The organism is Micromonospora sp. NBRC 110037, assembly GCF_001652995.1.
Taxonomy (GTDB): Bacteria; Actinomycetota; Actinomycetes; order Mycobacteriales; family Micromonosporaceae; genus Micromonospora; species Micromonospora chalcea.
The window spans coordinates 314370-327515 of the sequence record NZ_BBVA01000007.1; the positions used below are offsets into that span (position 1 = coordinate 314370).

The window sequence follows — 13146 nt, forward strand, 5'->3', positions numbered from 1 at the left end:
ACAGTCGGACAGCCGACCGAACGTCGACTGATTCCCGACTCAGGGACGGTCGGCCGGCCCGCTCGAAGCCGAGCCGGTCAGGCGCGGTCAGCGGCGGCGCGGACGCCGGCGAGGACGGGTCGCCGGGGCGGGGTGCGCGGCAGCGGGCGCGGCGATGGTCACCGGCACACCGGACGGCTCCCGGGCGCCGGTGAGCCGGCTCAGCTCGCTGTCGCCGGGGCGTACCCGGGTGGTCTTGGGGTTGATGCCCGCGGTGCTCATCAGCCGGGCGACGTCGCGGCGCTGCTCCGGCAGCACCAGCGTGACCACGGTGCCCGACTCGCCGGCCCGCGCGGTCCGGCCACCCCGGTGCAGGTAGTCCTTGGCCTCCGCGGGCGGGTCGGCGTTGACCACCAGGTCCAGCCCGTCGACGTGGATGCCCCGGGCCGCCACGTCGGTGGCCACCAGCGCGGTGACCTGCCCGGTGCGGAACTGCTCCAGGATGCGGGTGCGCTGCGGCTGCGACTTGCCGCCGTGCAGCGCCGCGGCGCGTACGCCCTTGGCGAGCAACTGCCGGGCCACCCGGTCGGCGCGGTGCTTGGTGGCGATGAAGACGATGGTGCGGCCCTCGCGGGCGGCGATGTGGGCCAGCGCGGCCTGCTTGTCGTCCGCCTCGAGGTGCAGCACGTGGTGGGTCATCGCGGTGACGGTGGCGGTGCCCGGGTCGACGGAATGCGTCACCGGGTCGGCCAGGAATCGGCGGACCAGCCGGTCCACGCCCCGGTCCAGGGTGGCCGAGAAGAGCATCCGCTGCCCGCCCGGCGCGACCTGCTCCAGCAGCTTCGTCACCTGCGGCAGGAAGCCCATGTCGGCCATCTGGTCGGCCTCGTCCAGCACCGTGATGGTCACCTGGTCCAGCCGGGCGTCCCCGCGGTCGATCAGGTCGTGCAGCCGGCCCGGCGTGGCCACCAGCACCTCGGCGCCGGCGCGCAGCGCGGCCGCCTGCCGGGTCAGGGAGAGCCCGCCGACCACTGTGGCGCAGCGCAGCCCGAGCGTGGCAGCGTACGGGGTGAGCGCGGCGGTGACCTGCGCGGCCAGTTCCCGGGTGGGTACGAGCACCAGCGCGAGCGGACGGCCCGGGCGGGCCCGGCGGCCGGCCGTACGGTGCAGCAGCGGCAGCCCGAACGCGAGCGTCTTGCCGGAGCCGGTGCGGCCCCGGCCGAGCACGTCGCGGCCGGCCAGCGAGTCCGGCAGCGTGGCCGCCTGGATCGGGAACGGCGCGGAGATGCCCTGCGCGGTCAGCTCGGAGACGAGCGCCGGCGCCAGGCCGGTGGCGGCGAACGTGGGCAGGGTCGTGGTCATGCGGAAAGCCTTCCTCGAGGCGGCACGTGTCGAGGAAGGGCGCCGGGCTGCGGCGCGTCACCGGCGTCACCGGTGGTCACAAGCACGAACCGAAAGGGACGGGCCGGCCCGGCAGAGGCGGGCCGGCCCGTGCACCGCGCCCGAGAGGGCGCGGTGGTGGTGCCGGTTGATCCGAAGATCAGAGCGGGCGGATGTTCTCCGCCTGCGGGCCCTTCTGGCCCTGGGTCACCTCGAACTCGACCCGCTGGTTCTCGTCCAGGCTCCGGTAGCCGGAGGTCTGGATCGCCGAGAAGTGGGCGAAGACGTCGGCGCCGCCGTCGTCCGGGGTGATGAAGCCGAAGCCCTTGTCAGCGTTGAACCACTTGACGGTGCCAATTGCCATGTGTTTCGTCTCCTTGACGGAACGGTCGGCCCGCACGTGTTGCGGGCCGGAGAGGAGCACCCCGCGCGTGGAATACGCGGCGTGCCTGTCGCTGCTGGTCGCCCCGCCCGGAGAACTCCGGACACAACAAAGAGCGCCTGGGGCCACAATCCGCCAGGCGCACACAGAGTCTCTGGAAACCAAAACTGCAACCCGGACAGCGTATCACGGACTCGTGCGCTGCGGTAGATCCCCCGGGATTTCCGGCACGGCGGCCACCAGATCGGCCAGCCCGTCCGCGTCGAGCAGGTCGGCCGGGCGGACGGTCACCGAGTCCCGGACGTAGTGGAACGCCGCGCCGACCCGCTCCACCGGCACCCCGGCCAGTTCCGCCCAGGCCAGCCGGTAGACCGCCAACTGCACCGCCGCCGCGTCGGCCTCCCGGCCGGTGGGCTGCCGCCCGGTCTTCCAGTCGACCACGTCGTAGCGCCCGCCCGGGCGGGCGAACACGGCGTCCATCCGGCCCCGGATCACCACCCCGGCGACGACAGTGGCGAACGGCACCTCCACCTCCACCGGCACCCGGTCGGCCCACTCGCTGGCCAGGAAGCGCTCCTGCAACTCGACCAGGGCCTCGTCCGGGGCCGCGTCCTCGTCCGCCGCGCCGGGCAGCTCGTCCACGTCGAGCAGCCGGTCCGCGCCGAAGCGCTGCTCCAGCCAGGCGTGGAACGCGGTGCCGCGCCGGGCGTACGGCGTCGGTTCGGTGGGCATCGGGCGGCGCAGCGTACGGGCCAGCGCCTCCGGGTCGCGGCGCAACGCCACCAGCTGGGTCACCGAGAGATGGCCGGGCAGTTCGACCTCGACCGCCTCGGCCTGCCGGGCCAGCTCCGCCCGCTCGGCGAGCAGCAGCTCGGCCTCACGCCGCCAGCGGGCCACCTCGGCGTCCTCCGCCGCGCCGGTGGTGGCGAGCAACGCCGCCTCGCGCCGGGCCACCTCCGGGTCGGCGAGGTACCGGCGGACCAGCGCCGCCGCCTCGGTCAGCGCGGGCCGGCGGGCGCCCAGCGGGTCGGCCGGCCACTCGGCCCGCAGCACCGTCTCGGTGGTCGGGTTCACCGCGTCCCCGGCCGGCTCGGGCATCCACGCGTCGACCACACGGCCGTCCGGGTCGGCCAGGCAGGCGTCGTGCACCTCCCGCAGGAACACCGACGGGCCGCGGAACCGCTTGGTCCCCTCCCCCCACCAGTAGCCGGAGCAGAGCAGCAGGCGGCGGGGGCGGGTCACCGCCACGTACGCCAGCCGGCGCTCCTCCCGCTCGTCGTGCGCCCGCCAGTCGTCGGTGAACTCGGTCAGCGCCCGGGCCACCCCGCGCTGGTCCTCCGCCTCCGGCAGGGCCAGCTCGGGCAGCCCGTCCGCGTCGCCGCGCAGCGGGAACGGCAGCACGCCCAGCCCGCCCAGCCAGTGGTCGGAGTTGCGCACCGGCCCCGGCCAGACGCCCCGGGTCATCCCGGCCACCGCCACCACGTCCCACTCCAGGCCCTTGGCGGCGTGCGAGGTGAGCACCTGCACCGCGCCGGCCACCACCTCGACCTCGCCCGGCGCCAGCCCACGCTCCTCGTCCTCGGCGGCGGCCAGGTAGGCGAGGAAACCGGCGAGCGTCGCGCCGGGCGTCTCGCCGCTGAACCGGGCCGCCACGTCGCCGAGCGCGTCCAGGTGCGCGCGGGCCAGCCCGGCGTCGCCCGCGCCGTCCCGGCCGGCCCGGACCGCCACCTCGACGTCGAGGCCGATGGTCCGCTCGATGTCCGCGATCAGTTCCGGCAGCGACTGGTCCAGGCGGTAGCGCAGCAGCGCCAGTTCCATCCCGTACGAGCGCAGCCGCGCGTAGCCCTCGGCCGAGTACGCCTGCGCCGGCCCCAGGTCCGCCAGCGCCTCCACGAGCGTCGCCTCGTCCAGCACGTCCACGGTGATCTCCGGGCCCTCGTCGCCGGTCAGTTCCCGGCGGCTGCGGGCGATCGCGCGAGCGCGGCGGTGCAGGGCGACCAGGTCACGCGGGCCGATCCGCCAGCGCGCGCCGGTGAGCAGTCGCAGCAACGCCGCCCCGTCGGTCGGGTCGGCGAGCACGCGCAGCGTGCACACCACGTCCCGTACCTCGGGGGTGTCCAGCAGCCCGCCCAGGCCGACCACGTCGACAGGAAGCCCACGGGCGCGCAACGCCGCCTCGATCGCCGGGATCTGGCTGCGCAGCCGCACCAGCACCGCGGTGGTCGGGCGGCGGTCGGCCGGGATGTGCTCGGGCAGCGCGCCGGGCATCCCGGCCGCGCCCCGCCAGGCCGCCAGCACGCTGTCCGCGATCCAGTCGGCCTCGTCGGCGTACGTCTCCAGCAGCGCGCAGTGCACGGTGCCGGCGGCCTGCCCGCCCGGGGTGCGGTGCGGGATCGGGTCGCGGACGCTGAGCGCGGCGTGCAGCTCCGGCACCCGCGCGCCGGCCGCCCGCAGCGGCACCGACAGCGTGTTGGCGACACCGAGGATCTCCGGCCGGTTGCGCCAGCTCGTGGTCAGGCTGAGCACGTCGGCGGGGCTGCCGTCGGTGCGGGCGAACTCGGCCGGGAACCGGTCCAGCGTGCCGGCGCTGGCCCCGCGCCAGCCGTAGATGGACTGGCACGGGTCGCCCACGGCGGTGACCGGGTGGCCGCCGCCGAACAGCGCGTTGAGCAGCACCACCTGGGCGTGGCTGGTGTCCTGGTACTCGTCGAGCAGCACCACCCGGAACCGGTCCCGCTCGATCACGCCGACGCCGGGGTGGTCGCGGGCCACCCGGGCCGCGCGGGCGAGCTGGTCGGCGAAGTCCATCGCCTCGAAGTCGTCCTTGCGCCGGGCGTACGCGCGCACCAGCGGCAGCAGCTTCAGCCGGGTCCGCTGGAGCTGGAGCGCCTTGCGCACGTCGGCGTAGACCCGGCCGGGACGCGACTGCACCTCGGCGAAGAACCGGCCGGTCCAGCCGGCCAGCTCGTCCGGGTCGACCAGGTGCTCGTCCAGCTCACCGGCGAGCGCCAGGACCGCGTCGGTGATGGTGGACGGCATCCGGTCCACCTCGGACATGTCCCCGTCGTAGTTGCGCACCAGCATGTCGACGAGCTGCCAGCGGGACGCCTCGGTGAGCAGCCGGGTGGTCGGCTCGTACCCGGCGCGCAGCCCGTGCTCGGTGACGATCCGCCCGGCGTACGAGTGGTACGTGGACACGGTCGGCTCGCCCGCCAGCGGGTCGTCGTGCGGGTCCCGCCCCTGCCGGCCGAGCCGCCGGATGAGCTGGTCGAGCCGCGTGCGGACCCGGTGCGCCAGCTCGCCGGCCGCCTTGCGGGTGAAGGTGAGGCCGAGGATGTGCTCGGGGCGCACGTAGGAGTTGGCGACCAGCCAGACCACCCGCGCGGCCATCGTCTCGGTCTTGCCGGAGCCGGCACCCGCGACCACCAGCAGCGGCTCCACCGGCGCGGCGATGATCGCGGCCTGTTCCCGGGTGGGCGCCGGCAGCCGCAGCAGCCGGGCCAGCTCGACGGGCGTGTAGCGGGGCCCGGCGTCGGCCGCGCGCGGCGCAGGCGTGGCGGAGGCGCCGAACAGCGCCGGCTGAACGCTCATGAGTTCTCCGGGGGCGGCTCGACCACCTGGCGGCCCTGGCCGGAGACCGGGCAGCTGGTGCGCACCGGGCAGACCCGGCACTTGGAGTTGGCCACCGCGGCGAACGTCGAGGCGGCCATCGTGTCGGCGGTACGGCGCACCAGCGCGGTGGCCCACCCGGCCTCCGGGCCCTCCCCGGCCGCGGCCTGGGTCTGCTCCTTGGCGTCCCGCGCGCCGGTGCCGAGCTGCACCAGCGCGGCCCCGCCCGGTTCCTCGCCGAACTCGGCGAACCCGCCCGCCTCCACCGCCGCCTGGTACGCGCCGAGCTGCGGATGCTCGGCCACCTCCCGCTCGGTGACCGCCGTCGACTTGCCGGTCTTCAGGTCGATCACCACGAGCCGCCCCTCGGCGTCGACCTCCAGCCGGTCGACCCGGCCGGTCAGCTCGATCGGGCGGGACGGATCGTCGAGGCGGACCGCGAACTCGTGCTCGATCGCCAGCAGCCGGCGCGGGTTTCCGGCCAGCCAGCGAAGCAGCTTGTCCACCATCGCCTCGGCGCGCTGCCGCTCCGGGCCGGCCATCCACCGGGCGGCCAGCTCGATCGCGTCGAACCGCGCGGCCACGTACTCCAGCAACGCCTCCCGGTCGACGCTGGCGTCCTCGGCGAGCATCGCGGCGGCGTGCACCAGGTTGCCGACGCCCTGCGCGGCGCTCGCCGGCCCGCTACCGCCGTGCCGTTCCAGCAGCCAGCGCAGGCTGCACCGCAACGCGCTCTCCATCGCCGACGGCGTGACCCGCACCGGCTCGCCCTCGTCGACCAGCGGCCGGTCGTCGGAGAGGCCGCGCAGCCCCCACCAGTCGTCCGGGTGCGCGCCGGGCACCCCGGCGGCGGCCAGCCGCGCCAGCTCACCCGCCGCCGCGTGCCGCCGGGTGATCGGCGCCGCCGGGTCGGTGACAGCGGTACGCAGCTCCGCCACCAGCGCGGACAGGGTGAGACCGCGTGGCGGCAGCGTGACCGGGAGTACGGCGGGCGGCCCGTCCTGCGGATGCTCGTCCCCGTGCGGCACCGGCCCGTCAGCGGTTTGCCCGCGCGTGACCTGGCCGGTCGGTCCGTTCCCGGCCGGGCCGGGGCCGGTCGGGTCCGGGCCGGTCGGGTCCGGGCCGGTCGGGGCGGTGCCGCCTGCGCCGGTGGCGGGTGGGTCGGCGGCTGCGATTTCGTGCAGGAAGCGGCTCGGCTGCTCCTCGTGGTCGTCCCCGCCGACCGCCGCCGACGCGACAGCGGTGACCAGCAGCCGCCGCCGCGCCCGGCTGATCGCCACGTGGAACAGCCGCCGCTCCTCGTCCAGCAACGCCGACGTCTGCCCGACCAGGCTGGCCCGCAGGCCGGCCCCGTCGGCGCGACCGGCCAGCACGTCGACCAGGCGCTCCGAGCCGAGCAGGCTGCCGCGCAGGCGCAGGTCCGGCCAGACGCCCTCCTGCACCCCGGCCACCGCGACCAGATCCCATTCCAGGCCCTTCGCGGCGTGCGCGGTGAGCAGGCGTACCGCGTCGCCCCGGTCGGCGGCGGCGGCGAGCGTGTCGGCGGGCAGTTCCTGCCCGAGAACGTGGTCGAGGAACACCTCGGTACGCGCGCCGGGCAGCCGGTCGGTGAACCGGGCCGCCGCGTCGAACAGCACGAGTACGGCGTCCAGGTCCCGGTCGGCGGCCTCGGCCCGCCACCGCTGGGCGGTCTCGTGCTCGCCGGTGGCCGCCCGCCCCCTGGTGATCGCCCCGGCCCAGCGTTCGGCCAGCCCGCTCTCCCGCCACACCGCCCAGAGCACGTCCTCGACCGTCGCGCCCGGGGTGGCGGCGGCCTGCCGGGCGGTCTCCAGCAGGTGCGCCACGGCCTGCGCGGGGGCCGCCCAGCGGCGCTCGATGGTGGACAGTTCGGCCGGGTCGCGCAGCGCCTCCACCAGCAGGTCGCCGGAGGGACGGCGGTCGCCGCCGGCCAGCGCCAGCGCCCGCAGCCCTTGACGCAGCCGCCGCTCGGCCAGCGGGTCGGCCCCGCCCAGCGGCGAGTGCAGCAGCGCGACAGCGGCCTCCTCGTCCAGCCGGTCCGGTTCGAGCGCACAGCGCAGCAGGAGCAGCAGCGGGGCGACCGCCGGCTGGAGGTGCAGCGGAAGGTCCTCGCCGTGCACGACGGTCGGCACCCCGGCCGTGTGCAGCGCGCGCCGCAGCGACGGCAGTTGCCGGCCGGTGGAGCGGACCAGCACCGCCATCCGGGACCACGGCACGCCGTCGAGCAGGTGCGCCTCGCGCAACGCGTGCGCCAGCCAGGCCGACTCGCTGGTGGCGGAGCGGAACGTCCGTACCTCCACCGTTCCGGCCGGCGCATCGGGCAGCGGGCGCAGCCGCCGGTGCGCCGCCGGGCCGCGCAGCCGCCGGGCCAGCCGGGCGGTGGCCGCGAGCAGTTCCGGCCCGGCCCGGTAGGAGGTGGTGAGCGTGACCTGGGCCGCCGGCGCGCCGGAGGCGGTGCGGAAGCGGTGCGGGAACGTGGCGACGCCGGCCGGGTCGGCGCCCCGGAAGGCGTACGTGGACGAGTCCGGGTCGGCGAACGCCACCAGGGACCGCCCGCCTCCGGCCACCACGGCGAGCAGGTCGAGCTGCGCCGGGTCGGTGTCGGCCAGCTCGTCGACGTACACGTGGGCCAGGCGGCGGCGCTCGGCGGCGAGCAGGTCGGGATCGTCGAGCAGCATGCCGGTGGCGGCGCGCACCAGCTCCGCCGGGTCGTACGCGACCGAGCCCCGGTTGCTCACGTCGCGCAGGGCGAGCACGGCGACGTACTCCCGCAGGAAACGCGCGGCGGCCGGCCAGTCGGCGCGGCCCAGCTTCTCGCCCAGCCGGGCCAGCTCCACCGGCCCGACGCCGCGCTCCGCGGCCCGCATCAGCAGGTCGCGCAGCTGCTGGGCGAACGCCCGGGTACGCAGCGCGGGGCGCAGATCCTCCGGCCAGCCGACCGGGTCGTCGCCGGGCTCCTCCCCCACCACGTCGAGCAGCTCGCGGATGATCAGATCCTGCTCCGGGCCGGTGAGCAGCCGCGGCGAGGGCTCGCCGCGTTCGGCCGCGGCACGACGCAGCAGCCCGAAGGCGTACGCCGGGAACGTGCGCACCAGCGGCTCGCGGACCACGCGGTGTCCGTCCCCGGCGATACGCGCCTCGATCCGGTGGCGCAGCTCGGTGGCGCCCCGCCGGCCGAAGGTGAGCACCAGGATCCGCTCCGGGTCGACGCCCTCGGCCACCCGGGCGGCGACCGCCTCGACGAGCGTGGACGTCTTGCCGGTGCCGGGACCACCGACGACGAGCATCGGCCCGTCGGTGTGCGCGACCACCTCGGCCTGCACCGGATCGACCCGGCGCGAGACGTTCGTGCCCGCCCCGGCCCCGGTCCCCGCCGAAGCGGCCGACGGTGACAACGCCCCGGTCCCGGTCTGCGGCGAAGCGCTGTCGTGCGGCGTGGCGGTCTGTGGGTGCGCGGCATCGCCCGCCGACCCCCCGGATCGCGGCTCCGCCTCGGCCGGCCCACCGGACCGACCCACCCCCTGCCCCGCCCCGGCGTCGTGGGTGACCCCCGCCCCCGCGCCGCCGGGCCGGCGCACCAACCGGTACGCCTGCATCACCGACATCCCACCACGCCGGTACGACACCCGGAAACCGACAGTCGTCCCGCCCGTCACCAGCTCACCTTGCCCGCGGCGCGCACCATTGCCGGCTCCGCCCCACGCCCGGCTCCATGCGTTCACGCCACCTCGGCGAAGTGGCCGCATCACGCGCGCCCGGACACCACCACCTCCCCGAAGTAGTGTCGATCAAGCACGCCGAGACGGTGGTGAACAAGCACGGGTGGCCGGGCGCGCGTCAGGTGAGGCGGGCGTCGATCAGGTCGAGCGCGGCGGGCACGCTGTCGGCGACCATCAGCAGGTCCAGCGCGGCCGGCTTGAGGAAGCGCTGCTCGCCGAGCCCGCGGATCCAGTCGAGCAGCGGCCGGTAGAAGCCGTCCACGTCGACGATCACCATCGGCTTGGCGTGCAGGGCCAGGGTGGCTGTGGTCCACACCTCGAACAGCTCGTCCAACGTGCCCAGGCCGCCGGGCAGCGCCACGAACGCGTCGGACTTCTCGTCCATCAGCGTCTTGCGGTCGGCCAGGCTGTCGGTCACCAGCAGCTCGTCGGAGTCCAGGTCGGCGACCTCCAGGTCGACCAGGGACTGCGGGATGACGCCGATGGTGCGGCCGCCGGCCGCCCGCGCGCCCTCCACCACGGCGCCCATCATGCCGACGCAGCCGCCGCCGCTCACCAGCGTGTGACCGCGCCGGGCGAGTTCCTCGCCGGTCTCGGTGGCCAGCGCGAGCCAGCGGTCGTCGAGGGTACGGGAGGACGCGCAGAAGACACAGACGTTCGCCACGTTCAGCTCCGTCCGGCCGGGCCCTCGGGGGCGGCCTCGGCGGCGGCGCGCTGGTCGGCGGCGACCCGGGCGACCGCCTCCTCGCGTACCGCCTCCTGCTCGGCGGAGAGCACCGCCTCGGCCTCCACGATGTGCCGGACCGCTTCGTTGACGTCGTCGGTGAGCCGGATCAGGTCGAGGTCGGCCGGGCCGATCTTGCCCTCGGCGGCCATCGTCGTACGCAGCCAGTCGAGCAGTCCGCGCCAGTAGTCGGTGCCCATCAGCACCACCGGGAACCGGGTCACCTTGCCGGTCTGCACCAGGGTGAGCGCCTCGAACAGCTCGTCCAGGGTGCCGAAGCCGCCGGGCAGCACCACGAACGCCTGGGCGTACTTGACGAACATGGTCTTGCGGGCGAAGAAGTAGCGGAAGTCGATGGCCAGGTCGACCCAGTCGTTGAGGCCCTGCTCGAACGGCAGCTCGATGCCGAGCCCGACGGAGAGGCCGCCGGCTTCGCCGGCGCCACGGTTGGCGGCCTCCATCACGCCGGGGCCGCCCCCGGTGATCACCGCGTAGCCGGCCCGGGCCAGTGCCGCGCCCACTTCCTCGGCCATCCGGCACTCCGGGCTGTCCGGCTTGCTGCGGGCGGAGCCGAAGACGCTCACCGCCGGGGGCAGGTCGGCGAGGGTGTCGAAGCCCTCGACGAACTCGGACAGGATCCGCAGGGCCCGCCAGGCGTCCTTGGTCTTCCAGTCGCTGCGTCCCCGGGAGTCGAGCAGTCGCTGATCAGCGGTACTCGTCGGAATCGCCCGGTTGCGCAGCGTCACCGCACCGCGGTGCCGTTCCGCCCGACGCGTCTCCCCCCGCTGCCCCTGCCCAGCCGTCTTCCCGCTGCTCTCGCCCATGTGGTCACCGTAATGGAGCGGATCCGGCGGGACGCGCTGGCCCGGGAGCCGAAGAAAATCTGGGATACGGGCAACTAAATCGCTGGCTCGTACGTCTTACTATTCACATACCCGGTATACCCCGGGCGACGCGCCTTCGGGGGAGGAGCCAGCGTTGATCAGTAACAGCGAGATGATCCGGATTCGCCGTCAGATGCAGCGGCGGATCCGCGACGTGGTGGCCGAGCGCCGCCGCGCCCGGATGATGGAGACCCACCGCACCGACCTCACCGGCGAGACCGGCGAGGCGGACGCGCCCCTGACGACCAGCGTCTGACGATCCGGGGCCCGCCAGGCGGGTGCGGGCCCCGGATCGCGGCGCGTCAGGCCGGGGCGAGCCAGCGGTGCAGGGTGGCCGCGCCGTCCCGGATCTTGGTCAGTTCGACGTGCTCGTCCTTGTGGTGCGCCAGGTTCGGGTCGCCGGGCCCGAAGTTCAGCGCCGGGATGCCCATGGCCGCGAACCGCGCCACGTCCGTCCAGCCCAGCTTGCCGATCGGGGCGGCGCCCACCGCCGCCAGGAACTCCTGCGCCGCCGGGTTGTCCAGCCCGGGTGGCGCGCCGGCCGCCGCGTCGGTGACCGCCAGGTCGAAGCCGGCGAAGACCTCGCGCAGGTGCGCCTCGGCGCCCGCCGGGTCGCGGTCCGGGGCGTACCGGTAGTTGATCTCGATCTCGCACCGGTCGGGGATGACGTTGCCGGCCACCCCGCCGGTGATCCGTACCGCGTTGAGGCCCTCGCGGTAGTCGCAGCCCTCGATCGTCACCCGGCGCGCCTCGTACGTGGTCAGCCGCCGCAGCACCTCGCTCGCGCCGTGGATGGCGTTCACCCCGTGCCAGGAACGCGCCGCGTGGGCCCGCTCCCCGTGCGTGGTGATCACCGCCCGCATGGTGCCCTGGCAGCCCGCCTCGACGATCCCGTACGTCGGCTCCAGCAGCACCGCGAAGTCGGCCTCCAGCCACTCCGGGTGGGTCTGCGCGACCAGGGTGAGGCCGTTGTACTTCGACTCGATCTCCTCGGCCTCGTAGAAGAAGTACGTGACGTCGTAGCGCGGGTCGGGCAGCGTGACCGCCAGGTGCAGGGCGAACGCCACGCCGGACTTCATGTCGGAGGTGCCGCAGCCGTACATCAGGTCGCCGCGCATGGTCGAGGGGAAGTTGCCGTTGAGCGGGACGGTGTCCAGGTGGCCGGCGAGCACCACGCGCTGGGCCCGGCCCAGGTCGGTACGGGCCATGACGGTGTTCTGGTGCCGGTACGTGGTCAGGTGCGGCACACGGCGCAGCACCTCCTCGACGCAGTCGGCGATCGCCTTCTCGTTGAGGGAGACCGACTCGATGTCGACCAGGGCGCGGGTCAGCGCCACCGGATCGGCCAGGACCTCGGGGGTCAACGGGTTCTGCATGTCTCGCACGGTACCGTCAACCTCGGCGGGCCAGGGAACACGTTCGGCGAGGCCCGCGGCCGCGAGCAGCGGCGGACGCCGTTGCCGGAGGAGAAGGGTGACATCGTGACGTCCGCACCATCTGCCTGGGGCATCGGCCTGGCCACCGTCACCGCCGAGGACCAGGTGCTCGACACCTGGTACCCGACCGGCAAGCTGGGTCTGGGCGAGCTGCCGCTGGTGCCCGGCGAGGACCAGGCCGACGTGCTCGACCTGCCGCCGGGCGCGATCGGCGAGCGGGCGCTGCCCGGTCTGCGCACGGTCGAGGTGACCACGGTGATCGGTTCGCTGGACGACCCGATCAAGGACGCGGCCGACGCGTACCTGCGGTTGCACCTGCTCTCCCACCGCCTGGTGCGGCCGAACGAGCTGAACCTCGACGGCATCTTCGGCAAGCTGGCGAACGTGGCCTGGACGTCGGCCGGGCCGTGCCCGCCGGAGCGGGTGGACGAGCTGCGTGTCATCGAGCGGGCGGCGGGCCGCCACCTGGCCGTGTACGGGGTCGACAAGTTCCCCCGGATGACCGACTACGTGGTGCCGTCCGGGGTGCGAATCGCCGACGCGGACCGGGTCCGGCTGGGCGCGTACCTGTCCTCCGGCACCACCGTGATGCACGAGGGCTTCGTCAACTTCAACGCGGGCACGCTGGGCACCTCGATGGTCGAGGGCCGCATCGTGCAGGGCGTGGTGGTCGGCGACGGCTCCGACGTCGGCGGCGGCGCCTCGATCATGGGCACGCTCTCCGGCGGCGGCACGGAGAGGGTGCGCATCGGTGAGCGCAGCCTGATCGGCGCGAACGCCGGTGTCGGCATCACGCTCGGCGACGACTGCGTGGTGGAGGCCGGCTGCTACATCACCGCCGCCTCGAAGATCACCCTTCCGGACGGCCGGACGGTCAAGGCCCGCGAGCTGTCCGGCGTCGACGGGCTGCTGTTCTGGCGCAACTCGGTGACCGGCGCGCTGGAGGCGAAGCCCCGCACCGGGCAGGGCATCAAACTGAACGCCGCGCTGCACGCCAACGACTGAGCCGTACCCC

The 13146-nt window shown here is 75.0% G+C and carries 9 protein-coding genes; 2 read left to right on the plus strand and 7 right to left on the minus strand.

Annotated elements, in window-relative coordinates; genetic code table 11:
* Positions 1-87: 87 nt before the first annotated feature.
* The 6 genes from A4R25_RS21895 to A4R25_RS21920 form a co-directional block, all read right to left on the minus strand.
* The gene (locus tag A4R25_RS21895) at positions 88-1341 is read right to left on the minus strand and encodes a DEAD/DEAH box helicase (RefSeq protein ID WP_030503654.1); all 1254 of its coding nucleotides are present in this window, start codon (positions 1339-1341) and stop codon (positions 88-90) included.
* A gap of 178 nt (positions 1342-1519) precedes the next feature.
* Entirely contained in the window at positions 1520-1723 is a 204-nt protein-coding gene (locus A4R25_RS21900; RefSeq protein ID WP_013288421.1) for a cold-shock protein, read from the minus strand.
* Between the two features lie 204 nt (positions 1724-1927).
* Positions 1928-5332: an ATP-dependent helicase gene (locus tag A4R25_RS21905; protein ID WP_064447907.1), complete on the minus strand. Its 3405-nt coding sequence runs from the start codon at positions 5330-5332 to the stop codon at positions 1928-1930.
* The gene (locus A4R25_RS21910; RefSeq protein WP_064447940.1) at positions 5329-8964 is read right to left on the minus strand and encodes an ATP-dependent helicase; all 3636 of its coding nucleotides are present in this window, start codon (positions 8962-8964) and stop codon (positions 5329-5331) included. The genes A4R25_RS21905 and A4R25_RS21910 overlap by 4 nt, the downstream gene beginning before the upstream one ends.
* A gap of 241 nt (positions 8965-9205) precedes the next feature.
* Positions 9206-9751, minus strand: a complete 546-nt coding sequence (locus A4R25_RS21915) for a TIGR00730 family Rossman fold protein (RefSeq protein ID WP_043328444.1) — start codon at positions 9749-9751, stop codon at positions 9206-9208.
* A gap of 2 nt (positions 9752-9753) precedes the next feature.
* Positions 9754-10635: a TIGR00730 family Rossman fold protein gene (locus A4R25_RS21920; protein ID WP_043328443.1), complete on the minus strand. Its 882-nt coding sequence runs from the start codon at positions 10633-10635 to the stop codon at positions 9754-9756.
* Between the two features lie 154 nt (positions 10636-10789).
* Between A4R25_RS21920 and A4R25_RS31550 the strand changes: the two genes are divergently transcribed.
* Positions 10790-10951 carry a hypothetical protein gene (locus A4R25_RS31550; protein WP_166457212.1) on the plus strand — a complete coding sequence of 54 codons (162 nt, stop codon included), beginning with the start codon at positions 10790-10792 and terminating at the stop codon, positions 10949-10951.
* A 46-nt stretch (positions 10952-10997) separates the two neighbouring features.
* Here A4R25_RS31550 and dapE read toward each other — a convergent pair whose 3' ends face one another.
* Positions 10998-12071, minus strand: a complete 1074-nt coding sequence (gene dapE / locus A4R25_RS21925) for a succinyl-diaminopimelate desuccinylase (protein WP_043328442.1) — start codon at positions 12069-12071, stop codon at positions 10998-11000.
* A gap of 105 nt (positions 12072-12176) precedes the next feature.
* On the opposite strand from dapE, the gene dapD reads away from it, so the two are divergent.
* Positions 12177-13136, plus strand: a complete 960-nt coding sequence (gene dapD / locus A4R25_RS21930) for a 2,3,4,5-tetrahydropyridine-2,6-dicarboxylate N-succinyltransferase (RefSeq protein ID WP_064447941.1) — start codon at positions 12177-12179, stop codon at positions 13134-13136.
* Positions 13137-13146 lie beyond the last annotated feature (10 nt).